This window comes from Oribacterium sp. P9, from assembly GCF_046365365.1.
In the GTDB taxonomy this organism is placed as follows: Bacteria; Bacillota; Clostridia; order Lachnospirales; family Lachnospiraceae; genus Oribacterium.
Window position 1 is genome coordinate 113,947 of the sequence record NZ_JBKEIS010000004.1, and the last position, 26,333, is coordinate 140,279.

The 26,333-nt window shown below is 54.7% G+C and carries 25 protein-coding genes and 2 tRNA genes; 1 reads left to right on the forward strand and 26 read right to left on the reverse strand.

The window, feature by feature from the left end:
- Positions 1-100: 100 nt before the first annotated feature.
- The 10 genes from ACK8P7_RS04585 to ACK8P7_RS04630 form a co-directional block, all read right to left on the reverse strand.
- The gene (locus tag ACK8P7_RS04585; protein ID WP_410043049.1) at positions 101-1,417 is read right to left on the reverse strand and encodes a MarR family transcriptional regulator; all 1,317 of its coding nucleotides are present in this window, start codon (positions 1,415-1,417) and stop codon (positions 101-103) included.
- 278 nt (positions 1,418-1,695) lie between these two features.
- Complete coding sequence (locus ACK8P7_RS04590; RefSeq protein WP_410043050.1) at positions 1,696-2,583, reverse strand: DegV family protein; 888 nt, start codon at positions 2,581-2,583, stop codon at positions 1,696-1,698.
- A 152-nt stretch (positions 2,584-2,735) separates the two neighbouring features.
- Positions 2,736-3,350, reverse strand: a complete 615-nt coding sequence (locus ACK8P7_RS04595; RefSeq protein WP_410043051.1) for a YczE/YyaS/YitT family protein — start codon at positions 3,348-3,350, stop codon at positions 2,736-2,738.
- A 72-nt stretch (positions 3,351-3,422) separates the two neighbouring features.
- Positions 3,423-5,042, reverse strand: coding sequence for an SH3 domain-containing protein (locus ACK8P7_RS04600; protein WP_410043052.1), 1,620 nt, complete (start codon positions 5,040-5,042; stop codon positions 3,423-3,425).
- 169 nt (positions 5,043-5,211) lie between these two features.
- Positions 5,212-6,009, reverse strand: a complete 798-nt coding sequence (locus ACK8P7_RS04605) for an ABC transporter ATP-binding protein (protein WP_410043053.1) — start codon at positions 6,007-6,009, stop codon at positions 5,212-5,214.
- Positions 6,010-6,012: 3 nt separating this feature from the next.
- On the reverse strand, positions 6,013-6,966 hold the full coding sequence (locus ACK8P7_RS04610) for an ABC transporter permease (protein ID WP_410043054.1): 954 nt from the start codon (positions 6,964-6,966) through the stop codon (positions 6,013-6,015).
- Between the two features lie 292 nt (positions 6,967-7,258).
- Positions 7,259-8,305 carry an ABC transporter substrate binding protein gene (locus ACK8P7_RS04615; protein ID WP_410043055.1) on the reverse strand — a complete coding sequence of 349 codons (1,047 nt, stop codon included), beginning with the start codon at positions 8,303-8,305 and terminating at the stop codon, positions 7,259-7,261.
- A gap of 276 nt (positions 8,306-8,581) precedes the next feature.
- Entirely contained in the window at positions 8,582-9,628 is a 1,047-nt protein-coding gene (locus ACK8P7_RS04620; RefSeq protein WP_410043056.1) for a GTP-binding protein, read from the reverse strand.
- 12 nt (positions 9,629-9,640) lie between these two features.
- Positions 9,641-10,912, reverse strand: a complete 1,272-nt coding sequence (locus ACK8P7_RS04625) for a GTP-binding protein (RefSeq protein ID WP_410043057.1) — start codon at positions 10,910-10,912, stop codon at positions 9,641-9,643.
- Between the two features lie 275 nt (positions 10,913-11,187).
- Positions 11,188-11,937: an HAD family hydrolase gene (locus ACK8P7_RS04630; protein ID WP_410043058.1), complete on the reverse strand. Its 750-nt coding sequence runs from the start codon at positions 11,935-11,937 to the stop codon at positions 11,188-11,190.
- A gap of 220 nt (positions 11,938-12,157) precedes the next feature.
- Here ACK8P7_RS04630 and ACK8P7_RS04635 point away from each other — a divergent pair, with 220 nt between their 5' ends.
- A complete protein-coding gene (locus ACK8P7_RS04635) occupies positions 12,158-12,994 on the forward strand; it encodes a ribonuclease H family protein (RefSeq protein ID WP_410043059.1) in 837 nt (278 codons plus the stop codon).
- Between the two features lie 196 nt (positions 12,995-13,190).
- On the opposite strand, the gene ACK8P7_RS04640 is transcribed toward ACK8P7_RS04635, so the two are convergent.
- The 16 genes from ACK8P7_RS04640 to ACK8P7_RS04715 form a co-directional block, all read right to left on the reverse strand.
- Entirely contained in the window at positions 13,191-14,138 is a 948-nt protein-coding gene (locus tag ACK8P7_RS04640; RefSeq protein WP_410043060.1) for a CPBP family intramembrane glutamic endopeptidase, read from the reverse strand.
- A gap of 67 nt (positions 14,139-14,205) precedes the next feature.
- Complete coding sequence (locus ACK8P7_RS04645) at positions 14,206-14,616, reverse strand: hypothetical protein (RefSeq protein WP_410043061.1); 411 nt, start codon at positions 14,614-14,616, stop codon at positions 14,206-14,208.
- A gap of 111 nt (positions 14,617-14,727) precedes the next feature.
- Positions 14,728-15,735, reverse strand: a complete 1,008-nt coding sequence (asnA, locus tag ACK8P7_RS04650; protein WP_410043062.1) for an aspartate--ammonia ligase — start codon at positions 15,733-15,735, stop codon at positions 14,728-14,730.
- A gap of 231 nt (positions 15,736-15,966) precedes the next feature.
- Positions 15,967-16,338 carry a DUF4186 domain-containing protein gene (locus ACK8P7_RS04655; protein ID WP_410043063.1) on the reverse strand — a complete coding sequence of 124 codons (372 nt, stop codon included), beginning with the start codon at positions 16,336-16,338 and terminating at the stop codon, positions 15,967-15,969.
- Positions 16,322-17,254: a hypothetical protein gene (locus ACK8P7_RS04660; RefSeq protein ID WP_410043064.1), complete on the reverse strand. Its 933-nt coding sequence runs from the start codon at positions 17,252-17,254 to the stop codon at positions 16,322-16,324. Before ACK8P7_RS04660 ends, ACK8P7_RS04655 begins: the two co-directional genes overlap by 17 nt.
- 137 nt (positions 17,255-17,391) lie before the next feature.
- A complete protein-coding gene (locus tag ACK8P7_RS04665) occupies positions 17,392-17,967 on the reverse strand; it encodes an HD domain-containing protein (RefSeq protein WP_410043065.1) in 576 nt (191 codons plus the stop codon).
- Between the two features lie 117 nt (positions 17,968-18,084).
- Positions 18,085-18,732, reverse strand: coding sequence for an RluA family pseudouridine synthase (locus ACK8P7_RS04670; RefSeq protein ID WP_410043066.1), 648 nt, complete (start codon positions 18,730-18,732; stop codon positions 18,085-18,087).
- A 116-nt stretch (positions 18,733-18,848) separates the two neighbouring features.
- Positions 18,849-19,064 (reverse strand): hypothetical protein, encoded by a 216-nt coding sequence (locus ACK8P7_RS04675; protein ID WP_410043067.1) that lies wholly within the window; start codon positions 19,062-19,064, stop codon positions 18,849-18,851.
- 10 nt (positions 19,065-19,074) lie between these two features.
- On the reverse strand, positions 19,075-19,914 hold the full coding sequence (pgeF, locus tag ACK8P7_RS04680; RefSeq protein ID WP_410043068.1) for a peptidoglycan editing factor PgeF: 840 nt from the start codon (positions 19,912-19,914) through the stop codon (positions 19,075-19,077).
- A 152-nt stretch (positions 19,915-20,066) separates the two neighbouring features.
- Positions 20,067-21,776, reverse strand: coding sequence for an AAA family ATPase (locus ACK8P7_RS04685; RefSeq protein WP_410043069.1), 1,710 nt, complete (start codon positions 21,774-21,776; stop codon positions 20,067-20,069).
- Positions 21,777-22,093: 317 nt separating this feature from the next.
- Positions 22,094-22,165 (reverse strand) — tRNA-Glu (locus tag ACK8P7_RS04690).
- 20 nt (positions 22,166-22,185) lie between these two features.
- Positions 22,186-22,257 (reverse strand) — tRNA-Glu (locus ACK8P7_RS04695).
- Between the two features lie 105 nt (positions 22,258-22,362).
- The gene (gene aroA, locus ACK8P7_RS04700; protein WP_410043070.1) at positions 22,363-23,691 is read right to left on the reverse strand and encodes a 3-phosphoshikimate 1-carboxyvinyltransferase; all 1,329 of its coding nucleotides are present in this window, start codon (positions 23,689-23,691) and stop codon (positions 22,363-22,365) included.
- Positions 23,691-24,329 (reverse strand): AAA family ATPase, encoded by a 639-nt coding sequence (locus ACK8P7_RS04705; protein WP_410043071.1) that lies wholly within the window; start codon positions 24,327-24,329, stop codon positions 23,691-23,693. The genes aroA and ACK8P7_RS04705 overlap by 1 nt, the downstream gene beginning before the upstream one ends.
- A gap of 72 nt (positions 24,330-24,401) precedes the next feature.
- Positions 24,402-25,217: an ABC transporter ATP-binding protein gene (locus tag ACK8P7_RS04710; protein WP_410043072.1), complete on the reverse strand. Its 816-nt coding sequence runs from the start codon at positions 25,215-25,217 to the stop codon at positions 24,402-24,404.
- A 1-nt stretch (position 25,218) separates the two neighbouring features.
- Positions 25,219-26,163 (reverse strand): ABC transporter permease, encoded by a 945-nt coding sequence (locus ACK8P7_RS04715; protein ID WP_410043073.1) that lies wholly within the window; start codon positions 26,161-26,163, stop codon positions 25,219-25,221.
- Positions 26,164-26,333 lie beyond the last annotated feature (170 nt).

The window sequence follows — 26,333 nt, forward strand, 5'->3', positions numbered from 1 at the left end:
TAATATCTGAATGTAACTTTAGTATTATACTCCAAAACTCCAGCAAAATCTATATCTAAAACAGGCGTTTGCGTCTATATCGATACTTGTGCGTGCTCGTTCAGAGCAGCGCTTCCTTGAACGCAGACGGATTAAAGTGATAATAATGCGACGGTCGACCCTGACGCGGCGTTTTGGTATCCGGAGCGGTATCACGGAAGCGGATCATATCGAGATCGTAGAGCTTCGCGAGGATACGGCTCGCGGAACGCATCGTGATGCCAAGCTTCTCGGAGAGCGCATGGGAGCTGATCAGCTGCGCCTCATTCTGCTCGAAGATGCTGATCAGCTTCAGGATATTGGTCTCGTTGATCCCGTTCTCTCTTGCAAACGCAAGTGCCTTTTCATTCGAGTAGTTGTACATCAGCTGATTATCCGCACTGAGCGGTCCGGTGATCTTATCCTCTTCGTCCATGAAGAAGGCATCATTGCGGCCATAGCGATCCGCCTCCATGAGGGCGTGCTCCGCGAAGTAACGTGAGCGCTCATAGGACGGACTGACACCGGCACCGATGCGGAACGGGAAGTTCAGCTCCTTCTTCAGGATCAGCAGCAGTGTACGGATCGTATCGAGCTGTGGCGCACCGGACGGGACCTGCACATGGATCTCGAACTGGTTGAAGCCCTGGGAGATACGGAAGTGCAGATGATTCGCCTTCCGGTAGTCCGCCAGCAGCTTGTAGACCGTCGCCTCACGGTACTCCTGCTCCTCCTGCTCGACATCCTCGTCAAACGGCAGACGCATCAGGATGCTGAGCTCATCCTTCAGATTGATCGAGTCCAGACGGAGCTCGTTCAGTGCGGAGCGGATCGACTTCACGATCATATCCTCCGAAGGGAACACGGCAACATACGGGATATGCAGCTCATCGAGGCGGGTCAGGTTATTGATGGACCGGGACAGGATCAGATCGATCTTTCCTTCATCCCAGAGCTTCTTCGCATACGCGGTGATATGCCGGTAGTCGTAGTGCGTGTCCTCGAAAAAGTACGGACAGTTCTCCTTCTTTACATACTGCGGCACTTCCATATAGTTGTTTGTCGTCGTCAGGAAATCACAGAAAACACGATTCAGCTTCGTCTCCGGATGGTCGATCTGAAACTGCAGCAGGATCGACAGCACATCGATCGGCTCATATGCCGTGAAAGTACATGGGATGCGGTTATCCGGAAACTTGTTCTTGATATAGTGATAGCCCAGCTCGCCAGAGAAGAAAATGACATCGCACTTTCCCTTCACATCCTGGTAGATGGCATCGATGTCACTCATCTTTCGATAGATATACTGAAAAAACTGACAGCCGAAATCATGCTCTGCGATGACCTTCTCTACAGGCTCCAGCGAATGATCCGGGCTTACAATTGCAACATTAATCATAGATCTGCTCCATACTCTTCGACCGCGCGAACATCAGATGCATCCTTCATGACACGGATACCTTTGACCGCTCAGTGGATGCTTCAACGGATGCATACGCTGGGCTTCGTTCTGCGCGATACTGTAAATTAAGACTTGCGTCTTTTATGTGGAGATTAGCACTGCACATCGCGAAAGTCAATCAAAAAGAGGGCTGCGCACAGGCAGTCCCCTTATGTCGTAAGTGTTCAGCCAGGAGCCCCTGGCTGAACACTTACGATCTCATCGTATATTTCGTTTTATTCAGTTCGTTCTTTTCCGAAGAAGAACACCGTCAGGGTTCCAGGGCCGGTATGACATCCAATGGTCGGGCCGATCGGATAGATTCGGATTTTCCCCTTCAGATGCTCGAAACGGGACTCGATCATCTCCCGCAGCTTCTCGGCATCCTCCTCGCACTCGGAATTTCCGACGAAGCAGGTATCGCTGTACTGAAGTCCGTTCTCCGCAAGCTCCTCCATCTTCTCTTCGAGCCGTGCGATGGCCTTCCGTTTTCCACGAAGCTTTTCCTTCACCTTGAGGGATCCATCCTTCACGAGCTCGATCATCGGACAGATATTGAGGATCGTACCGATCGCACCGGAGGCCTTCGATACACGACCACCCATGATGAGGAACTTAAGGTTCGTCGTCAGTACCAGGTGCTGCACCTTATGCTTCTCCGTCTCTGCGTAGTCACGAAGTGCGTCGATGTCCATCCCTTCATCCCGTAAATCGCAGAGCTTATCCATAAGCAGTCCGTAGCCAGAGGATGCGCAGAGGGAATCCACGATGTAGATTTTCCGCTCCGGGAAGGCTTCCTGCAGATCCTCGGCTGCGATCCGTGCAGAGTTGAGGGTACCGGAAATACCGCTCGAAAGCGTGACATGCAGGATATCCTTTCCTGCCTCGAGGTATGGGCGGAAACGCTCGACGTACTCCTCGACATTGACCTGTGAGGTCTGCGAACGTTCACCGGCCAGCATACGGCGATATACCTCGGACGAGGAAATCGAGTGTCCGAAATCGTCGAGGTACTCATCGTCTCCGACACGAAGGTGGAAGTAGCAGACATTGACCTCGCGCTCCTGGTACCAGGACTCCGGCATATCCGCCGTTGAGCAACAGCTGAGTATATAAGAATGCATAGTATGATCACTCCTTTTGAAACATTGAGCCTATCATACACCCGCATGCACATAGTTTCAATAACTACTTGTAAAATTCTCCATAACCACGTTGCATGTTCGTTAAAACAATTTGTTTCGATTAAAGTGAGGCCCAGGAGGGCATCATTGTTTCAGCGAATCCACTTCTTTGAGAAATGGGTATCAAAGAAGCTGATGAAGGGGCCGAGGCCGAAGGCGCAGATCAGGGTACCGAGGCCGATAAGTCCGCCGAGCAGGAAGGTGATGAGCGCGGTCAGGGCGTCCGTGAAGACGCGGCAGCCGAAGTATGGAAATGGGGTATGGTCGGCGAGACCGATGGCGAGATAATCGTACGGGGCGATGCCGAGGTTCGCGGTCTGGTACATTGAAACACCGACGGAGGTGATCACGACACCGAGAATCACGAAGATCAGCTGTACCGGAAAGGACGACGCCACGCCGAAGATCTGTTCGATGTGCTGATAAAAGAAGGTCACGATGTAGCCGATGGTCACCCAGTTAAAGAAGGTGCCGAGACCGATGTATTTCCGGCCCCAGAGGATCTCGACGATGAAAAAGAGCGTGTTCGCCATCAGATTCATGGTGCCGAGGGAGATCCCGAGGAGCTCCGATGTCCGGAGGTTAAGCGCCGTGATGGAGTCATTGCCCAGCCCGGACTGCTTGAAGAAGGCGATGCCGAGGGAAATCACGACACAGCCGAGGAGCATACCGGCGATGCGGCTTGCACTGATCTTGTTATTCTGCATAGATGTTTCTTCTCCTCTAAAAGTTTATAAAAATTTAATGGGGTCAGACCCCATTAATTCTGGCGCGGTGGGTCAGTCGCCGATGACGTTTCGGATGGCCACCGGGGTCCGGTAGTTCCAGCGGTAGATGCGGATACCGGAGCGGGTGGAAGCGGCGTTGACCACCTGGCCATTTCCGATGTACATGCCGACGTGGTTGATCGTACCACTGCGGTTTGCGTAGAAAATGAGGTCGCCCGGGCGCATATTCGCACTCGTCACCTTCGATCCGGTCCGCGCCTGATCACGGGATACACGTGGGACAGAGATGCCGAAGTTCTTCAGTACCGACTGTGTGAAGCCGGAGCAGTCACAGCCATGGGTGAGCGAGGTGCCGCCCCAGACATAGCGGTTCCCGACGAACTGACAGGCGAAGTTGACGATCTTGTTTCGGAAGGCCATGGCCGCGTTCGCCGCCTCGACCGCCGGATAGTACTCGATGGCCTCCTGCAGTGCATACTGCACGGTGACGTTGTTGTCTCGCGTCGAGACGAACGCGCCCTGGTCTTCACCGTCATCATCACCCGCGTCCAGCTCGAGCTGTACCCAGCCGTCGAGCTGATTCAGTACATTATAGCGCTGACCGGAGGTGACCGCCGTCCAGGCCTTCGAATCGGTCGAGGCCTCTGAGCGGACGTTCAGAGACTCCGTGTTTACGATCGCCATGACCTGCGCGTGCTGCACGGCGAGATTCTGCGCCGTATCGCCCGTCGCGATGAGGTCCTTCCGCACATAGCCGGTGACCGGACCGGACTTGATCTTATACCAGCCGTCCTCCTCGCCGAGGATATTGCAGCCGGCATAGCCCGGGAACTTACCGACGATATTATTGATTCCGTCCTCCTTCGGTGAGGAGCGCACGTTGATGTAGTCGCTTGCGAGGGACACACCGAGATGATCGTACATATTGAGCACCTTCGCCTTCAGGTTCAGGGTGCGCGCCTCGTCGAGGCCGTAGTCGATCGTCACATACTGAGGATCCGCCGACATATAGCAGGTGTCGATGGTATCGATGTTATCCGGTGCGATCTTGATCCAGCTCTGACCGGCACGCTCGAGCACCTCATACTTCTCGCCCTTCGCCGCGGAGCCGACCGTATTGCCGTCCTCGATGACCGGTCCCGAACGCATCCGGAGATGATCGGTGATGACGGTCGCACGCACGCGGATCAGCTCCGGCACCATCGCGACCGCCTCCTCGCCGGTCACGAGATAGCGCTTCGACATATAGCCATCCATTCCGCCGGACTCGACATGTGCCCAGCCCTCGGCCCCCTCCGGATCCATCTCGAGGATGTTCACGGCCGCACCGTTCGTAAGCTCACCCATGATGTTCGTGAGATCGTTCTGGTTCGGTGCCGAACGGAAATTGATGTAGCTGTCACACTTCACGATGCCGAGCGTCGCATACTGCTGCAGCACCCGCTGCAACGTATCCGCCTGTATCTGATCGGTGAGACGCTGAATCTGTGATTCCGTCGAAATCGTCTCCGGGACCGCCGTACACTCACTTTCCGAGCTCAGCTGCTGCTCTTCCACGACGGCCTCCTGCTTCCCGCCGCGCACCAGTACGCGGATCAGGAGGCCCATGATCAGGACACAGAAAATAAGTACCGAAATCAGAAGGATCCTCTGCTTCGCCTCACTTCCCATACCCTGTTTTTTTCTGCTTCTTCCAGGCTTTCCCATAAAAATGCCCCTATTCTATATACTCAAAATCACGAGCATTATAGCATAGGGGTCCTGTATTTACATTATTTTTTTCAGAAGCGCACGGCACAGCCGCCTGCATTGCCCTGCGCCAATGCTTCCGTCCGTCACATCATCGCGCAAGCATCATACGGTCGTTCGCGAAGGTTCCACCGGAGGCCTCCTCGAACTTCTGGAGCAGATCCTCGACGGTGAGCTTTTTCTTCTCTTCCCCGGCGACATCATAGATGATCTTTCCGTTATCCATCATGATGAGGCGGTTTCCGATGCGGATCGCGTCGTTCATGTTGTGGGTAACCATGAGGGCCGTCAGATGGTTCTCCCCGACGATTTCCTCGGTGAGAGCCAGGACCTTCGAGGCGGTCTTCGGATCGAGGGCCGCGGTATGCTCGTCCAGCAGGAGCAGATGCGGACGCTTGAGCGTCGCCATCAGCAGGGTCAGGGCCTGGCGCTGACCACCGGACAGGAGTCCGACCTTACTGGTCATACGGCTCTGCAGACCGAGGCCGAGACGCTCGAGCGCATCCTTATAGAACTCACGCTCCTTCTGGGTAACCGCCCAGCGGAGACGTCTGCGCTCTCCTCTTCGGAAGGCGAGCGCCATATTCTCCTCGATCTGCATGTCGGCAGCCGTGCCCTTCATCGGATCCTGGAATACACGTCCGATGTACTTCGCGCGCTTGCACTCCGGCTGCTTCGTGATGTTCTCACCATCGATCTCGATGATGCCGGAATCGACCGGATAGGCACCGGCGATCATATTGAGAAGGGTCGACTTGCCGGCACCGTTACCGCCGATGATGGTCACGAAATCACCATCGTTCAGGGTCAGGTTGATGCCACGCAGTGCCTTCTTTTCATTGACGGTTCCCTTGTTAAAGGTCTTTCGTACGTTCTTGATCACTAACATCGCTTATGCCTCCTTCTGCTCGAGTGCATCCGTCGCTTCCTCATCCTCGGATACACGCTCACGATAGCTCTTCGCTGCACGATACTTCTGCATCGCTACCGGGATACAGAGCGCGAGGGCGACGATAACCGCCGACAGAAGCTTCATGTCGTTCGCCTTCATACCGAGACGGAGCACGACGGCACGGATAACGAAGTAAATGACACAGCCGATGACCGCCGAGCTTAAACGCATTGCGAAATTACGTGCATGGGCGAAAATGACTTCACCGATGACGATGGACGCGAGGCCGATGACGATCGCACCGGTACCCATACCGACATCCGCATACTTCGTGGACTGGCAGACGAGGGCGCCGGACAGGCCGCAGAGGACGTTCGCGATGACGAGGCCGAGCAGCTTCGCATGGTTCGTATCTACGCCGAGGGCCCGGATCATATCCTCGTTGTTACCCGTTGCACGCAGTGCCGCACCGAGTTCGGTACCGAAAAACCAGTAGAGAATGGCGATCAGTGCGATCGCGACGATGAGTCCGACGATCAGCGTCGCCTGCGACTGGGTGATGCCGAGCTTATCCACCCAGAAGGTGATGTCGGACGCAATCTTATTCACCGACTGATTCGACTTATCCGACATGATCCGGAGATTGATGGACCAGAGTGAGATCTGGGTCAGGATTCCAGCGAGGATCGCCGGAATACCGAAGAAGGTATGTAAAACACCGGTCACCGCACCTGCCACGCCACCTGCCAGTGAACCGCAGATCAGTGCGAGGGTCGGATCGAGTCCCGCGAGCATCATCGTCGCGCACACACAGCCGCCCAGTGCGAAGGCACCGTCCGTCGTCATATCGGCGATATTTAAAAGCTTAAAGGTGATATAGACGCCGAGCACCATCATCGACCAGATGAGTCCCTGTGAAACCGCGCCCAGCATGGATGCAAGTAAACCGTTCATGAGGTTTCCTCCTGTAATAAAAAATAAGGTTGTATCCTGCGCAAGAAAGCATCCTCCCAAGCGGTCTACACATTCTGTCACATAGACGCTTTAAAGCGCTGATACAACTTTCATAATCATAGGACTTTAGTACTTTAAAGTCAACAAGGAATATAAAAAGGGCGAAGCCTCTGCTCCGCCCTCGGTTCTGAAAAATAAATTTCGTTTTCATCCTCATCCGTGACGCCCCTGCGATGATGCGAAGAACGAAGTCTTTATATCCACCGCCCGGCACAGAAGGCTGAAAAGCGACTTACTTCTTGACAGAAGAAACATCGATGCCGAGCGTATCAGCGGTTTCCTGATTGACAGCGATCGTGCACTTATCCGCGCTGAGGTAGCCGATCGGGATATCTGCAGGATTCTTGCCATCCTTCAGGATCTCCACAGCCTGCTCACCTGCCATGTAGCCGAGCTGGTAGTAGTCGATGCCATAGGTTGCGAGGCCGCCTTCATTGACCATGTTCTCCTCACCACAGATGATCGGGATCTTGTTGTCGGTTGCGACAGAAGCGACGGTCGCCATGCCGGCTGCGATGGTGTTATCGGTCGGTGCGTAGATGACGTCAACCTTACCGATCATAGACTCCACGACGGTCTGGATCTCGTTCGAGCTGGAAACGGTGTAATCCGCATGTGCGAGGCCGGCCTTATCGCAGGCGTCCCTCGCCATCTGTGCCTGAATCTCGGAGTTCGACTCCGCGGTACAGAAAAGGATACCGACGGTCTTCGCATCCGGAAGCAGCTGCTTCAGAAGATCGATCTGCTCCGCTACCGGGGTCAGATCAGAGGTACCGGTGACATTTCCGCCAGGCGCGTCGTTCGAAGCTACGAGGCCGGACTCTGCCGGATCGGTTACCGCGGAAAGAACGATCGGGATGGTGGTCGTCGCCGCGGAAGCGGCCTGTGCTGCCGGCGTCGCGATCGCATAGATAAGGTCATCTCCATCATTTACGAACTTCTCAGCGATGGTCTGGCAGGCAGACTGCTCACCGGACGCGTTCTGCTGATCGATTTCATAGGAAATACCCGAATCATCGAGAGCCTTTACGAAGCCCTCGTTTGCCTTATCGAGCGCCGCATGCTGTACGAGCTGGAGTACGCCGATCTTATAGGTCTTACCGTCGGTCCCCTCGGCTGCCGCTGCGGTCGTCGCATCGGTCTCTGCTGCGGCTGCCGTCGTCTCTGCTGCTGCCGCGGTCGTCGCGGTCGGTGTGGAGCTGGAGCCACAGGCACTTAAGGAAGCCACAGCCATCATCGCGACCATGGAAATCGCTGTAAATCTGTTCATCTTTTTCATAATGCATCTCCTCTTTCTCATCCGCTTTTATTCTTTAAAGTCTTAGAAGCTTTAACACTTTAAAGCAGATTAGTTATGAATGTATTATAGCGCGTATTTTTTCAAATGCAAGGATAAATTATAGAAAAGGCGCAGGCAATCACCTGTGTTTATATCTTCTATAGCTCTGATCGTTTAACCGCCCGGCTCAAAACATAAATAAAAGCCGCAGCATCTGCCACGGCTTTCGTTTTAAACTCACTCCTGATTTCAGAAGTTTTCGTTTCAGAATCTTTATTAGAATGTGACGACATCATCGATCGGACCGGTCCGAACGATCGACTCGAGCTCCAGCACAGGGCCCTCGCCGCTGTACTCCTCCCGCTCTTCCATCGAAACAGTCGCCGTGAGCTTCGCCCAGTCTCTCGTGTTATACGGCGCGATCACGGCCGGATCGCCCTTCGTCACGAAGCCGAGGAAGGTCATATCCTGTGCGCAGCAGGTCATCGCCATACGGCCTGGGATGAACTCGTTCGACGGCATACCGCGGCGCTTCAGAACCATACCGGTGAACGTGATCTTCTTTCCGATATAGCGCTCCGGGTTATCCATGCAGTCGACGAACCAGATGCCGTAGTCCTCCGGCTTCAGGTCAATGCTGTCGGCCGCGAGGTTATATGGCAGATCCTCCGGGAGCATGTCCTGCTGGATCTCGCCATTCTTGTCCTCGAGGATCAGCATTGCCCCCTGTCCCATCGCACGGATCTTACGACGGAAGTCCACCAGCTGATCGCTGGAAACGTCATCACAGCGGTTCACGATCGCGAGCTCCGCCTCCCGGAGCATCTGTCCGAGGAAGCTGCGCATATTGTTGTTATTGATGTAGATGCCGAGGGTGGATCCATCCATGATGGTGATGACCTGGTAAATCACCCAGCTCTCCGGCATCGACAGCGCGTAGTTCGCCGGACGTCCCTGATCCTTCGCGAGCTCCTGCTCGGACATCGGACCGTCGTAGAGATCATCCTGGTTCCACATACCGTTCCACTCGATGATGATACGCTCCGGTTTATACTCTGCCTGCAGCTTCGAGAGGTACGCCTCGTTGAAGTCGGTCTCCTTCTCCATGCGGATCGCGACCGTATGGTACTTCAGGAGCTCTGCCTCCTCGTACTCGGACTCACCCTCCTCGCAGAGGAGAAGCAGGGTCGTGCCCTCGGTCTGGAAATAATCCTGGGCCATGGTGTACTTGATGAACTCGGTCTTGCCGGCCTCGAGGAAGCCGTTGATCAGGAATACAGGAATCTGATCATCCTGTAACTCGTAATTATCACTTGTTGCCATAAAAACTCCTATTTATTCGCAGAATGCGTGCTTCAGTGCTTCTTCATCGAGATGAGCGCCGATCACGACGACCTTACCGGTGAACTCCGGAGAGCCCTCCCGTACATCGGTCTGACCCGGTACGAGGTCGAAGTACATCCAGTGACCACGGTTCTCCGCATCCTCGAGCATACCCTTGCAGCGGATGACGGTGCCGTAGGTCTCACCCTCGGCCATCTCGTGAAGGATGGACTCGAGCTTCGACTTACTAAACGGATGCGGGGTTTCCATGCCCCAGTTCGTGAATACTTCGTCCGCGTCATGGTCATGGCAGCAGCAGTGGCCGTGCTCGTCATGCTCGTGGTGATGGTGCTCGTGCTCCTCGTGATCATGGTCCTCATCCTCGTGATCGTGGTGGCAGCAGCAGTGCTCGTCCTCATCATGATCGTGGTGATGGTGCTCGTGCTCCTCATGATCATGGTCCTCATCGTCATGGCCGTGGTGGCAGCAGTGCTCGTCCTCGTCATGCTCATGCTCGTGATCGTGATCATGGTGATGGTGATGATGGTGATGGTGATCGTGATGATGGTGGATGGTGATGCCATTATCGAGGGTCTCGATCACATCGTGATCATCGTCGTCCTCTTCCTCACCCTCATGTGCATGGACTCTCTCCATGACTTCCTTCATCATGGACTCCTCGAGATCATCCTTACCGGAGATGATACGGATGAGCTGCTCACCGCTGAGCTGTGCCTCCGGGGTCGTCACGACCTGTGCCTTCGGATTGATCTCCTTCACGATCTTCACCGCAGTATCGACCTTCTCCTCGGCTGCAATATCGGTTCTCGACAGCACGACGGTACCTGCATAGAGAATCTGGTTGTTAAAGAACTCGCCGAAGTTCTTCGAGTAGAGCTTCGCCTTCTGTGCATCCACGATGGTCACCGCCGCATCCAGCTCGACATCGAGGTTAGCGGAAACCGCCTTCACCGCACCGATGATGTCCGACAGCTTGCCGACACCAGACGGCTCGATGATGATACGATCCGGCTTATATGTCTCCACAACCTCCTGCAGAGACTTCTCAAAATTACCAACCAGTGAGCAGCAGATGCAGCCCTGGTTCATCTCACGGATCTCGATGCCGGCATCCTTCAGGAAACCGCCGTCGATGCCGATCTCACCAAACTCGTTCTCGATCAGCACAACCTTCTCCGTCTTTAAGGCCTCATCCAGCAGGCGCTGAATGAAGGTGGTCTTTCCGGCTCCGAGGAAACCGGATACGATATCTATACGTGTCATATGATTACTCCTTCCAGTCATCATGTCATTTATCAGGACAATGCAAACGACCGTACGGTACATACCCGGCCCATAAGCTCCGGTAGCATAATACAATCGTACCTCACGGTTTATTAGCACTCTCTTTATAACACTGCTAAGTATAGTCAGTGCATTTCCGCTTGTCAATCAAGCAGATCCGCAATCCGAAGAGTTTCGAAAGATTTAAGAGTTGAGGCCGCCTGCATTGGCCTCTCCTTCGGATGCGGAAGCGATCGTACAGTGGAAGAAAGGGCTCACTCAGAAAGGTAGTCGATCGCCTTCCGAAGGTCTGCGGCCTGCTCGATACAGATCGCTGCGCCACTCTCCTCGAGCTCCTCCTGCGTCCGGAAGCCGTAGATGCAGCCGATGGACGGGATGCCTGCGCGCTTCGCCGTTTCCATATCCGTGTTCGTGTCGCCGACATAGAGGCAGTCCGCTGCAGTCTTTCCGATGTGCGCGAGGGCATCATCGACGACGCCGGTGTCCGGCTTCAGCGGATGGGTGCCGTCATCGCCCGAGATATAATCGAAGTAGCCGGCGCCATAGGCAGTATCGAGGACCTTGATGGCTTCATGCAGCGACTTGTTCGTGATACAGGCGAGCTTCCAGCCCTCCGCCTTCAGTTCATCGAGACAGGCCTTCAGCCCCGGATACGGCTCCGCCTTGTAGGTGCAGTTCTCCTGGAAGAAATCCATGTACAGGTTCCAGGCGTCATCGAAAAGCTCCATCACCTCATCCGCCTTCTGGTCGAGATCGATCGCCCGGTCCTCGTCCTTCTCCTCCCACTTCTCCGCTTCTCTATAGTAACGGTCCGCCGTGGCCGCCAGGGCGCGCTCGACGAACTTCCCACCGCCGTTTCCGACGAACTTCTTCGTCTGCTCGAGCGTGATGCGGTCGAGGCCCAGCTCATCCATGGTTTTATTCATGGTGTCCTGGAGACTGTAGAGCGTGTTCACGAGCGTTCCATCGAGATCCATTAATAGTGCACTGTATTTCTGAGACATAGCAACCTCCTGTGTTTAAAACATGGAAATTATAGCACGAAAGGCGGCACTGCAGTATTAAATTCGTATAAACTGAGTGTTTACGAAAGGGGAGCCGTTACTGTTCACACGTGTACTGATCAAGCAGGGAACCGGAGGGCCTTCGTTTTTTATCTGCAGTTCAAGCGAAACCATGCTAGAATAACGGAATACGAAATCAGAAAATGGAGTTCATCTAAATATGAAGTTTTATTATGCAGTGCAGAAGGGGCGTCATCCGGGTGTTTATGAGAACTGGAGTGACTGCCAGAGAGAGGTGACCGGTGCAGCCGGTGCGGTCTTTAAGAAGTTTAAAACCCGGGCGGAGGCAGAGGCATTTGTGAAGGCAGATGGCTATGATCTGCAATTGCCGTTTGATGTGCCGGAAGTTTCGGATTCGTCGTCTGTTTCCGCTTCTGTCGCTTCCAGAAGTATGAAACCTCAACGTTCTACCGAATCTGCGAAAACGTCCATTTCCAGACGAAGCGCGATCCCATCGTCTGCAGGCGGTGCGAAGGCCTCTTCCAGCCGAACGGCCATCGCTCCGAAGGGCCCGCTCTTCCATTCCGTCTCGGATGTGACGCGGGAGGATGTGCTGCAGGAGCTTTCAGCGGTCGAGACCGAGGCGCTCGCGTACGTTGATGGCAGCTTCAATCTCTCGACGGGTGTCTATGGTTATGGCGGGGTGCTGCTGTGTCGGGACGGAAGCATTCGCCCGCTTCAGGGGCACGGACGGGACGAGACCTTACGTACGATGCGGAACGTCGCGGGCGAGATTCATGGCTCGATGGCGGCGATACAGGCGGCAGCCGATGCCGGCATCGCGAGCATCACGATCTTCTATGATTATATGGGCATCGAGATGTGGGCGAACGGCCAGTGGAAAACGAACAAGGAAGGCACACGTGCATACAAGGCCTTCATCGAGGCGATCCGACCACGCATCGAGATCCGTTTCCAGAAGGTTGCGGCACACACCGGCGTCCGCTTCAACGAGCTCGTCGACCAGCTCGCGAAGGCCTCCGTCGGCATCGCCTGACGGCAGTTTATGGGGTCTGACCCCATAAACTTCTGTTTAGATTCTGTTTATAAAAATTTAATGGGGTCAGACCCCCTTACGAAATTCTTAAGCTTATCTGCACTGAAAAAGCTGTCGTCCCACTCCGAAATCCCGGGGCAGAACGGCAGCTTTTTGCTGACGACGTTTTTTCTTCTGATATTATGTATGAATCAGCTCACGCGTAGGCCTGCTTACTTTCGTGACTGCGCTCCGCCACCTCCGTGCCACGCTCGTGAAGCTTCTGCCGATGTACATCGACGAGGATCCGGATCGTGAGGTAGACGATCGGTCCGAGATAGATGAGGAGCACCCAGAGGCTCGTCGCGTTCATCGCCTCGACTCCCTGCTGCATGCTGCCGATCCCATAAATACCGGACATCATGAGGGAAGTGAAATCATAAAAGGCGTGCAGGAAAATCATCGCGAGAACGTTCCGCGCACGAGCATAGATGAGACTCAGATAGATGCCAATGACTACATTCTGCACCATCTGGAAAACGACGGCCATCGGATCCACTGCCCAGCTCATGTTGATGGCATGGGCGAGGCCGAAAAGGAGCCCGGTCAGATAGGCTGCCTGCAGCCGTCCGAGCGCGGTCGGTCGGAAGCTGCGGATCAGTGTTTCCTCGATGATGCCCCGGAAGACCGTCTCCTCCAGGAGCCCCACCAGGAAGATAAAGGCGAGGAAAATCAGTATCTGTGTCCATGGCAGGGCGTCATTCTCGATCATCAGGATACGCTCATACTGAAGAAGAAGCGCATCCAGCAGAAGGACGAAACCACCCGCCTTCAGCGTATCCATGAAATTATCCTGCTCCCACGGAATCTCCTGCAGCATACCGAAGCCCGCCAGTACGAGCATGGTGAGAATCAGCGCCGACTCTTCACGAAGAAGCAGTCCGCCATAGCCCGGGATCTCGATTCCCTGTGTAACATGTGCCGTGAAATATAAAATCAGAAGAAAGGAAAGCGCCGTCATGATGGCGTACATGATCGGGTGACGATGCATGAACGCTCTACGCGTTTCCTTCATATAGAACCTCTTTTCAATGTTTACATCATCATGCCTGCCCCACTCGACGGACATGCAGTGCATGATCGTATCGACCGAACCCCTATACATAGACTGGATAAGCCTGTATGTATCGATCATCGTCCGGTACTTTATCGCACGAAATTGAAAAGAGTATTTAATTCAGAAGTCGAACCGAATCCAGAACCGTCAGGATGGACAGCGGTGAACGTGAAGCCCCGTGCTCGAGAAATTCATGACATCGAAAAGCATTCACAGCTTTCAGCGCAAAATCACGACGAAGCAGCGCATCACTACCCTCATCGAAGCGCTGGGCCATACGCGTTCTGCTGCCGCTTTTCTCGATCGTCACATTCAGAAAGTGACGAAGCTCCGCCATATCCGAAAGCTTCCCCTCCTCGATCCGCGCCGTCAGTGAATCCTCCGCAGAAATCTGATGCGTAGCCACACGGCTTTCCCCGTTCACACGAAGTGCAGAGATATTACGAAAAGGCGTGATCAGTAAAAGACAGAGCACAGCCAGCAGCATCCATACCGCACTCAGCTTCTGCATTCTCCTCGTCGCCATCACTCTGCCCTCCTTTCTAAACCGCTTTACTGCCATTCCATTATAGCATCGAGTCCTGCCAGAATTCAAATATGAAAAGAGCCTGCTGAAAGCAGGCTCTCAAAATCAGAATCAAAGCAGGATGATGTTATGCTCACGGCAGGTATCGATCATCTCCTGCGGCCAGATGCTGGCCTGTACCTCACCGACGTGCGCACGATTCAGCAGAAGCATGCAGAGACGCGACTGACCGATACCACCACCGATGGTGTACGGAAGCTCACCCTCGAGCAGCATCTTATGGTATGGAAGATTTGCACGCTCCTCACAGCCGGCCTTCTTCAGCTGCGCACGCAGCGACATCTCGTCGACACGAATACCCATGGAGCTGATCTCCAGTGCACAGTCGAGCGTCGGATACCAGAACAGGATGTCGCCGTTCAGTGCCCAGTCATCATAGTCCGGTGCACGACCATCGTGCGGCTCCCCGTTTGACAGCTTATCACCGATGCGACTGATGAACACACAGCCATGCTCCTTACAGATTGCGTTCTCGCGCTCCTTCGGCGTCTTATCCGGGTACATCTGAAGCAGTGTCTCGGAATCGATGAAGTAAATATCATCCGGCAGCTTGTTGACCGCATTCGGATACTTGTACCATACCTCATGCTCCATGTGCTTGATGATACGGAAGATCATACGTACCGTACCCTCGAGGGTCGTGGTGTTCCGGTCCTCCTTGTTGATGACCATCTCCCAGTCCCACTGATCGACATAGCAACTGTGCAGATTATCGAGCTCCTCATCGCGACGAATCGCGTTCATGTTGGTATAGAGACCCTCGCCCGGCTTGAAGCCGTACTTCTTCAGTGCCATTCTCTTCCACTTCGCCAGCGAATGCACGACCTCGATCGTCTCATCCGGCCACCATGGAACATCGAAGCTGACCGGACGCTCATAACCGTTCAGATTATCATTGAGACCCGAGCTCTTCGGCACGAAAAGCGGCGCAGAGATACGGCTGAGATTCATCTCCCGACCGAACTCCTTCTGAAATGTATCTCTGATATACTTGATTGCCTCCTGTGTCTCACGCACAGAAAGACGCGGATCATAATCCTTTGGAATGATCAGTCCCATACTTACCCCCTAAATCTGGACATACTGCCAGTGATGCTGACACCGCCCAGTTCATTTCAATAATTAAAAAATGTAGCACGCACGACCTGTATATGCAAGTTCTTTTCGTGACACCTGAAACGTTGCTGTATCGTTCAGGCAGAGGGCCTAGTGCCGCTTAGGGTCCCCGGCTTAGATTGAACCGGTCTCGGAGTACTGTGCCTCCGTCGCCGCCCCTCCGGGGCCTCGCTTTTACGCTTTCATCTCCCGGTCGATCCAGCACATCAGCACCGAAACGATGTAGCGCTGCTCGTCCTCACGGAGCGCCCGATGCGGCGGGATGTGATGCCACTTACTGAGGCAGCCGCGACAGCAGCAGCCGGTGGCATGCTGCGCGATGAAGACCGGGTGCCCCCGCCACGGGGTCTGCTTCCCATCGTTACGCGGTTCTGCCGGTGCCAGACGCTCCCGGATGAAATCCCGCGCATGCTCCTCGATCTTCGCACGCCCCTGCTTCTCGAAGTAGGCGCGCTCCTGCGCCCGAAGATGGAAGCCGGACCGGAATTTACTCTGTGCGAGGCGCTCGAAGAGGCGCGCCATCGCCTGGTCAGGGATGACCTCCATCCTCGGTGAGTCGCAGCGACTCCTGAAGAAACTGCACCTGGGCACCGGATTTCCGCGCCCGCTCACTCTCCTCGAGCTGCCGATGATCCTCGGCACTGGCCCCCTGATAATCATCATCGTCATCCGAGACCTCGATCGTATAGTGCAGATTTTTCACACTCGGATGCTCCGGCGAGCCGAAAAACGTCGGGTCCTCGTCCTCCGGATGCGCATTTTCCTGCGCCGTATCCTCCCCATCCTCGAAAGGATTGAAGCTCACCGGCGCAAAGCCATCCGCATCCGGCAGCGCAACTGCGACACCGGGCATCGATCTTCCACGATCCTGACCACCCGACATCTGATCAAACATCGACGGTGCATGGCCCATTGCTTCCCATCCACCGGTCTGTACGGACCTTCTGCCTGCGTAGCTTCGCTGCGGCTTACGCGTCTCCACGGACGTCGTGTCGATCTTCGCCGCCTTCCCTGCATCCTCTGATAAGTCCTGGGCCAATGCCGGCACCGGTGCGTTCATCGCGAGGCAGATCGGGAAATACTCCAGCTCCGCCTTCGCCGCCTGCGAGGCCTGCAGCTTCGCCGGAATGTGGAACATCCGCCCCTTCATCTGAAAGTTCGCGCCGGTGCCCGCAAAGTGAAACGGCACATCTGCCGCGATGCACTGCTTCCGAAGACCCTGCACGTAAGCAAAATCCAGTACGGCACCATCCTCCGCGGGATCACCCGCCACCTGCACCGCCATGATCAGACCGGTCGACAGCATTGGCCTGAGATCGACCGCCTCCGACAGCCGCTCCGCGTAGAGCAGCACGGAGCGCGGTGCGAGCGTGCTCCTGTCGAGCGTCTGCCAATGCTGATCTGCCGACGCCTGTGTTGAGATTTCAATCGATGGCTGCCGTTCCGGCTCGTAATCCTTCATATGTACATCCTCTCATCGCTGATGCGTATCGCGTGCTGTCCGCGCGGGCGAAAACATCTCCGCTCGCTGCCCGCTTCTGTCAACCATGTCCGCCGCCGGGCCACTTCTATCGATCCTGTCCAGCGCGGCTGCTGGTCTTACCTGCCCTCTGCGATCTTCTTCCGTGTTTCCTCATCGATCACAGCGCGAAGCTTCTGAAGCTTCCTCGAAAACTTCATATTCTCCGCGCCGTACGTGAGCTGCAGCTCGCGCTCGAGCGGGAGCCAGGTGCTGAGCTTCGCCTCATCGTGCTGCACCACCGCCTCGATCTTATCGAAGGCTTTGTAGATGCGCGCCTCGGTCGTCTCAAGCGCCTCCATCTCCTCCCAGAGCGCCGGAAGCTCCGTGTCAAACGGCGCCGGCATCGAGCGGAACCAGTCAAGCAGGATGTCCGACTCCTTCACCGAATCCGCGTCCGTCTTGTAGAACGACGGGATATCGCCGGTGAAGGCTTCCCCGAGGTCATGGATGATACACATCCGAAGCACCTTATCGATGTCGACCTCCGGAAACTCCTTCTTCAGCTCGTAGCTGTACATGAGCACCATGAACGCAAGCCGCCAGCTGTGCTCTGCCACCGACTCATGCCGGTCCTGCGAGGTCCAGCTGTGCCGTGTATTATTTTTCAGCATCTCCGCCCGATGCATAATATCCAGAAATTCGAATTCCGTCATATCTCTCCCTCATCTTCCCGACGGTCCAAACGCAGCTCAGGCGATTTCCCTCCGCAGGCTCGATTCCCAGCGCTCGTACTCGTCAGGCCAATGCTTCCGCCCCGTTTTCAGATGACCTCACTTCACTTCATCGGAAGCGCAGGAAAACGCCGTCCATGGAAACTCCGCCGCTGGCGCTGCCGTGAAGGAACACTCCTTCTTCTCCTTCGCATCATAAAACGAAAGCTGACGGCAGAACAGCGCGAGATGCGGACTCCGCACCCGCGAGCCATACTTCCCGTCTCCGACGAGCGGCAGCTTCCGCGCCGCAAACTGACAGCGGATCTGATGGAAGCGTCCCGTCTGAAGCTCCACCTCGACGAGCGTGAGCGGTGCCTGTGTCTCCAGTACCCTGTATGTAAGCGAAGCCTCCTTCACGCCGGCGCGCTTCCGCTTCACCGGAAACATTTTCTTCTTCATCTTATCCTGATAAAGAAGGTCCTGCATCTCCCCACTCACCGGCGCCGGCACCCCCGGGACGACACAGAGGTAGGTCTTCCGAAGACGGTTCTCCGTCAGCTGGCGGCTGAGCTCGCCCGCCGTCTGACGATCCCGTGCCAGCACGAGCAGTCCAGACGCCGCTTTATCAAGCCGGTGCACGACATAATAATCCGTCGCCCGATCGCCGTTCTGCTCCGCAAGCATCTCCGGCAGATCATGCTCCGAATCCTCACCGGCCGCCTTGCAGACGACCGTATACTCCGCTGTCTTATGAATGATCTTCATGTCCTCGTCTTCTTTTCTCTGTCCTGCTCATCCGGGGACGCCACCCTCGGATAAACGATCTTTACTTCTTTCCCTGTCCCGCTCATCTACGGACGCCGCCGTCGGATAAACGATCTTTACTTCTTCGTCTTCTTTTCCTTGTCCCGCTCATCCGCGAACTTCTCGAGGCTCGTGATATGGTTGCAGTACTCGGACGCCGCGCAGGACGCGCAGCCCTTGTAGCCGGAGCAGCCATCCTTCCCGAGATCCTCCTTCTTCATCGCATGACGGAAGATATAGACCGTCAGCGCCACGATCCCCACGATCAGTAAAATTGCAATCGGTAAATTCATAATAACACCTCTACTTCAGCATGATAAATACACCATTGTTTCCCCGGAACCCATGCGTGTAGCGATGGCTGAACAGCAGCTCTGGATTACAGTTTGTACAGATATCCGTCGTGCTGATCTGTGACGCCGGCACACCCGCTTCCTCGAGCACGATCCGGTTCGCCGCCCAGAGATCGAGATGATACTTATGCTCGCCGGCTGCATTGAGCCCATCGTCACGCAGGATCTCCCTTGCATGCCCCGGATAGGCAGACATGAAATGCTGCGCCACATCCTCCGAGATCTCATAGCAGTCCCGGCAGATACTCGGACCGATGGCACAGATGAGATCCGAAGGTACTGTCCCGTAGGTCGACTGCATTGCCCGAATCGTGACCTCGCCCATACGCGCCACCGTCCCGCGCCAGCCGGAGTGACTCGCGCCGATCACGTGGTGCACCGGATCGACGAACAGCAACGGCACACAGTCCGCCGCGAAGATCCCGAGGGCGAGCCCCGGCACATCCGTGATCAGACCATCGACGTCATCGTACGGACGCTCCCGCACGACGCCGTAGCCCGCATCCGCCGCGGTGACGACCCGGACGTTCGTCGTATGCGTCTGCTTCGTGAGCACCATGTGTGCCTCATCAGTCCCCAGCACCGACGCCATCCGGTGAAAGTTCTCGCGCACCCGCGCATCCTCATCGCCATGCCCGAAGCGCAGATTCATCGAGCTAAAGATGCCCTGGCTCGTCCCGCCGATTCGTGTGGAAAACGCATGCTCGACGATCCCCGTCGCCCGGATCGCCGGAATCTGCATATAGAGGAGCGCACTCCCATCCGGGTTTTCCGTTTTTATGATATCCATGACGGGCGCTGCGCCCGTCCGCCTGATCTTCAACATAGAGCATACTTTAGCATAAATGCGCGGGTTAGGGTACAGTTAACATTCCACAGGTCAGATACATATTTTTGAGAAAATTACAAAGTGATCGCGTGACCATCATAAATCTCAACCTCTCACAGTTTTTCACTGATTGCACAGCACCGTTTTTTACAGAAGGTAATGCCATACAGCCGGATGTTCTTCCGGTCATCGTTCAATAGATACTCCTGATAACGGCGATCCCTGATCTGATCGATGGCCTTTTGGCAAGTCATCTTCATATCGTCAAAGTTTTTCGTATATTTTAGCTCTACGACGATTCCCGCATCCGGATCATCCGTTTCTACGATGATATCTGCAAATCCTTCTCCGGCTTCGACGTTTGACTTCACAAGCCAGTCTGCGTTTCCGGTAAGGATACCAACGAGAAGATTATGATAAGAGATTTCCTTCTCTTCTTTTCTTGCTTTCGTGTCAAAAACACTGATGGAATTACTTAGTATGCGGTTTAAATACTGCTCGATACCTTCGGTATCTCCTTCTTCAAAAGCTTTCCAGAATGCTGTGAGACGCGCCGTGTTACTGAAGATCGACTTTTTAAACCATTCGTTGATTTGAAGTCTGAATACTTCACGCACTTCCCGGTTTGGAATAATCAGCCGATAGGCTCCGCTTTCGTCTCTTCCACTCTGCGTCAAATACCCGGTCGTAAAAAGTACACTCCATAGATTCTCGATGCTCTGATCGATCTCTTCATACGTGAGATCCAGTCGAAGCTCCTTTTCGATGGCTTCGCCATTTATCAGGCGTTCGATCTCACTCTTTGTTGTTTTATTTGCTTTATCGATGAAGCGCTTTACGAGGTCATTTCCGCTCGTGTTGATCCAGTACGCTTCCGGTTTCGCTTCTTTGTCATCCTTCGCGCGGTCCACAAAATTTATTACATCCCACGGACAGTACACGTCTGCATTTCCGAATCTGTATCCATCGTACCACTCCTTCACTTCTTCGAAGCGATCTTCCAGATGATAATCGAAAAGCAGTTTCCGTACTTCCGTATCCGTAAAACCGAACTGCTCATCAAAACGCGTATCCGTGATCGACAGGATCTTAAAATTGTTGAGGCCGGTAAAGATACTTTCCTTTGAAACGCGGAGGCAACCTGTCAATACCGCGAATGCGAGTGCAGAATTGCTTTTCAGCGCCTTCCCGAACATCGTCCTGATAAGCGAAACCATATCCTTATAGTAACCATGCTGGAATGCCTTGTCTAACGGTACATCGTATTCATCAATCAGGATAACCGTCTTTTTATGATAATGTGTCGATAATAGCTCGGAAAGCGTCTGTAATGAGCTAAGCAGTGATTCCTCCGTCATTTGATATCGCCCGTCTGAAAACGTGGTCAGTGCTTCATATGCCTTTTTCGCATTTTCATCCATGGCTTCGCTTTCTCTTAAAGAGCTATGTCGTATAGCTTCCTTCGAGATCAATTCCATCATCTGGTACTTTGCGCTCTCGAAGTCATTGCCTTCGACATTTTTCAGAGAAAGAAAAATGACCGGATACTGTCCCTGATGTTGCTCGCACAGTTCCTTATTCTCAGTAATATAAAGCCCATCAAAAAGCGACGGATCCATTCCGATTTCAAAAAAGCACTTCAGCATACTCATATTAAGCGTCTTTCCGAAACGGCGCGGACGTGTGAATAAATTCACCTCGCCCCAGTTAAAAAATAACTGTTCGATTAATTTTGTTTTGTCGATATAGTAAAAACCGTTACGACGGATCTTCTCGAATCCATCAATTCCTACCGGAAGCTTCAGTTTCTCGTTCTTGACCATACTTCTACCTCCAACAACTCATCGATCGGCCAGGATACTCATAGATCTTTCATCCGACATACGTAATCCTCAAATCCATACGCAAGGGATCCATTTCCTGATTCTCATTAAATTCTATCATATATCCCGGATCTGTTCCCACATTTCTTTTGTGTTAACATTTCTTCTATTTTAGCATTTACGCTATTTACGGAAAACAATCGTGGTCTGGATGATATACCGTCTGTAGATGAGCATCCTTTCCTCGGCGAATCCGGGACCAACTGGAATAAAAATGAGCGAACAAAAAGCTCCAGGAAAACCTGAAGCTCATGAAGTGACGGATCCGGGAATCGAACCCGGGATTCAGCCGTGAGAGGGCTGCGTCTTAGCCTCTTGACCAATCCGCCATGCTATATAAAGTTTTAAGTGACGGATCCGGGAATCGAACCCGGGATTCAGCCGTGAGAGGGCTGCGTCTTAGCCTCTTGACCAATCCGCCATATTTGTGTCGCTCAAGGCGACTCGATTACTATAACAGTCACCCTCCCGAAAGTCAACTACTTTTTTATATTTTTTTCGAGCCCCCGGAGGGGCTCGATGTTCGTCACAGCAGATCCTTCAGGTCGTCGTAGAACGTCGGATATGAAATATTGATGCAGTCCGCGTCGAGGAGCTCGACGGCGGTGCGCTCATCACCGGCGAGGGCGAGGACCGCGAAGGTCATCGCGATGCGGTGGTCCTTATGCGTGTCGATGGTGCCGGAGCCAACACGAAGGTCACTGCCCCGTCCCTCGATGATCATGCCGTCTTCCGTCTCCTCTGCAGAGATACCAAGCGCACGCAGGCCCTCGACCATCACAGCGATGCGGTTTGACTCCTTTACCTTCAGCTCCTGCGCATCACGGAAGACCGTGCGACCGTCCGCACCCGCGGCGACCGCGGCGATGACCGGGAGCTCATCGATGAGACGTGGGATCATCGCACCAGAAATTTCGGTGCCGTGCAGCGAGGCACTGTAGCGGACATGGAGATCTGCGACGTCCTCGAAGCCGGCGAGACGACGATTCTCCAGTGTGATGTCCGCACCCATCGCAGCATAGGCATCGAGGATACCCGCACGCGTTTCGTTGATGCCAACGTTTCGAATGAGCACATCCGAGCCCGGCACGAGCAGCGCCGCCGAGATGAAGTAGGCTGCCGAGGAGATATCACCCGGTACCTCCAGTGTCTCCGGCAGCGCAGCGAGCTTCGCACCCGGCTGCAGCGTGATCTCCGCCCGTCCATCCGGAAGCAGCCGGGTGGAGACATCCGCCCCCAGCGCACGCAGCATGCGCTCACTGTGGTCGCGGGACAGGGCCGGCTCGATCACCGTGGTCGGACGCTCCGCGTAGAGGCCGGCGAACAGGATCGAGGACTTCACCTGGGCACTGGCAACCGGGGAGTTGTAGCGGATCCCGTGCAGCTTCTGCCCGTGGATCGCGAGCGGTGCACAGCCGTTCTCTCGAATCGAGCGGATATCCGCCCCCATCGCCTGAAGCGGGATCATGATGCGCTTCATCGGGCGCTTCTGTATGCTCTCATCTCCCGTCAGCTCGGAATCGAAGTCCTGCGCGGCCAGGATGCCGGAAATAAGTCTCGTCGTGGTACCCGAGTTTCCGCAGTCGAGCATTCCATCCGGCTTCTGTAAACCACGAAGACCGCGGCCGTGAATCACGACCTCGGTCTCACGCTGGTCAAGCTCGATGGCGATACCCATATGTCGGAAGCAGTCAATCGTCGATAGACAGTCCGCACCATTCAGGAAACCGCTCACGTGGGTGTCACCCTCGCTGAGGGCACCCAGCATGACGGCACGATGCGAAATGCTCTTGTCTCCCGGCACCGTCAGGCTCCCCTTCAGGGGATGCTGTGCTGCATGTATGGTTTTCTTCATCAGTCGATAAATCCTCTCATCGTCATGTAGTTCTTCATCAGGACTTCCATCTCGTCGAAGTCGATGCGGCTCGCGTTGATCATCAGATCATAATTATCCGGCTGCATCCAGTCCTCACCGGTGTAGTACTTATGGTAGTCCTTCCGCTCCTTATCGATCTTACGGATGCGACGGAGGGCCTCCTCTTCGTTGACCTTATCGTAGTCCATGACGCGCTTCGTACGGGTTACAAGATCTGCATAGACGAAGAAATCGACATGGTTCTCCATATCCGCCTCGGTCAGGATGTAATTACTGCAGCGTCCGGCGATGATGCAGCTCTCCTTCGAGGCGATATCACGGATCACCTCTGCCTGGAAGCGAAACAGATTCTCCGGAGAAACGATATTCTCCTGGGTGTTCGGCTTCCCGATGTCCGGCTTCAGACCGTACAGGGCCTTAAACAGGAAGTTCCGTCCGGCCTTCTCGTCTGCCATACGGAAATACTGCTCACCGATCGCGGTCTTCTCCGAGGTGAGCTTCAGAATATCATCATCATAAAAATGAATGCCGAGATCCTCCGCGAGACGCTTACCTACGAGGCGTCCGCCGGAACCATACTGTCTGCCGATCGTAATGACGAATTGCTTCTTAATCATAGTTGCCTCCTGATGTGATTACCTGTTGATACTATAATTATATACCATTTGAAACCCGCGTTACAATATGTATCAGATACCTTCCTTCGTCGAAAGGAGGATACGGTCGTTGTTCATCTCCTTACCGGCACCCTCGGCGAAACGCTCGAGGAGATCGTTGACACTCATGCTCGCTCTTTCCTCGCCACGTACGTCGAAGACAATGTTTCCGCTGTTCATCATCAGTGTCCTGTTCCCGAGCTCCAGCGCCTGGTTCATGTTGTGGGTGACCATGAGGCAGCTGATGTTCCGCTCCTTCACAATCTTCTTCGTGAGCTCCAGCACCTTCTTCGCCGTCGACGGGTCGAGAGCCGCCGTATGCTCATCGAGCATAAGAATCTTCGGCGTGACCATGGTGGCCATCAGCAGGGTCAGCGCCTGGCGCTGACCGCCGGACAGCAGTCCCACCGGCTGGCTCATCCGGTCCTCAAGTCCCATGTCGAGGAGCGACAGCTGCTCCCGGAAGGCTTCGCGGTCCTTCTTCGTCACATAGCTGAAGAGTCCCTTCTTATGCTCGCTGGCCCGAAGATAGGCCACCGAGAGGTTCTCCTCGATCGTCATGTGGGGTGCCGTGCCCATCAGCGGATCCTGAAAGAGGCGTCCGATATAGCGGCTGCGGACATGTTCCGGAACGAAGGTGATGTCCTCCCCGTCGAGTTCGATATAGCCGGAGTCCGTGTAGAAGGTTCCGGCGATGGCATTGAACAGCGTTGACTTGCCGGCGCCGTTCGAACCGACGATGGTGGCGAAATCCCCATCCTCGAGGGTGAGGCACAGATCCGAGATGGCACGCTTTTCATTGACGGTGCCTGCATTGAAGGTCTTAAAGATATGTTCGATTTTCAGCATCTCATCTACCTCCCTGCATGGACTTACGTTCACGGATCGCGTTCAGCTGCTTATGCTTGAATGCGACGAGCTCCTTCGCACGCGGTGCAGCGATCGCCACCGCGACGATCACCGCCGACACCAGCTTGAAGGCCTCAGTCGGAACATTGAGACGCAGCGCGACGGAAATGATGAAGCGGTAGAGGCAGGAGCCCACGACCATACCGAGGATTCGCGCCATCATCTTCCGCTTTCCGAAGAGGGTTTCGCCGATGACGAGGGACGCGAGGGCGATCGTGACCATGCCGGTACCCAGGTTGATGTCACAGGTTTTGTTGTACTGCGCGATGAGGCATCCAGAAAGACCGGTGATGGCATTGGCCACACAGAGACCGACCGTGATCGTGAACGCCGGGTTGATGGAGGATGCACGGACCATCGCCGGGCTGTCACCCGTCGCACGAATCGAGAGACCGAGGGTCGTGCTCAGGAACCAGCGGATCAGCAGGCAGACCACGAGGACGATCGCCGCAAGGAGGATCAGCTTGCTCCAGCTCGCGAAGGCCTTACTGCTGCTCAGCTTTCCGAAGAGCGTGAAGATCGTGTCCGTGCCGAAGATAGAGACGTTTGAGCTGAAGCCCATGACGGCCAGATTCACGGTATACAGGCCCGTGTTCACGATGATCCCCGCGAGGATGCTCTCGACACCGAGCTTCGTCTGCAGAAACGCCGTTACAAAGCCCGAGCAGACACCCGCTGCCATCGCCGCGAAAATCGCGAGGAAGGGATGACCTGCGATCGTCACGACCGCGCCCACCGCGCAGCCGAGGGTGTAGCAGCCGTCGGTCGAGAGATCACAGATATTCAGGATGGAATAGCTGATAAACAGTGAAAGCGCCACCAGTGAGTAGACGAGACCTACCTCCAGTGCCGTGCGGATGATGCCCGCTGTGAGAAAACCAGTCAAGGGTTCATACCTCCTAAAAAAAGTTTTAATTTAGTGTAACAGTTCAGGCAGGGGACCCAGAGGGGCGGCAACGGAGGCACAGTACTCCGAGACCGGTTCAATCTAAACCGGGGACCCTAAGCGGCACTAGGCCCTCTGCAATCACTGAGTTTTCTTTATGAAAACTCAGC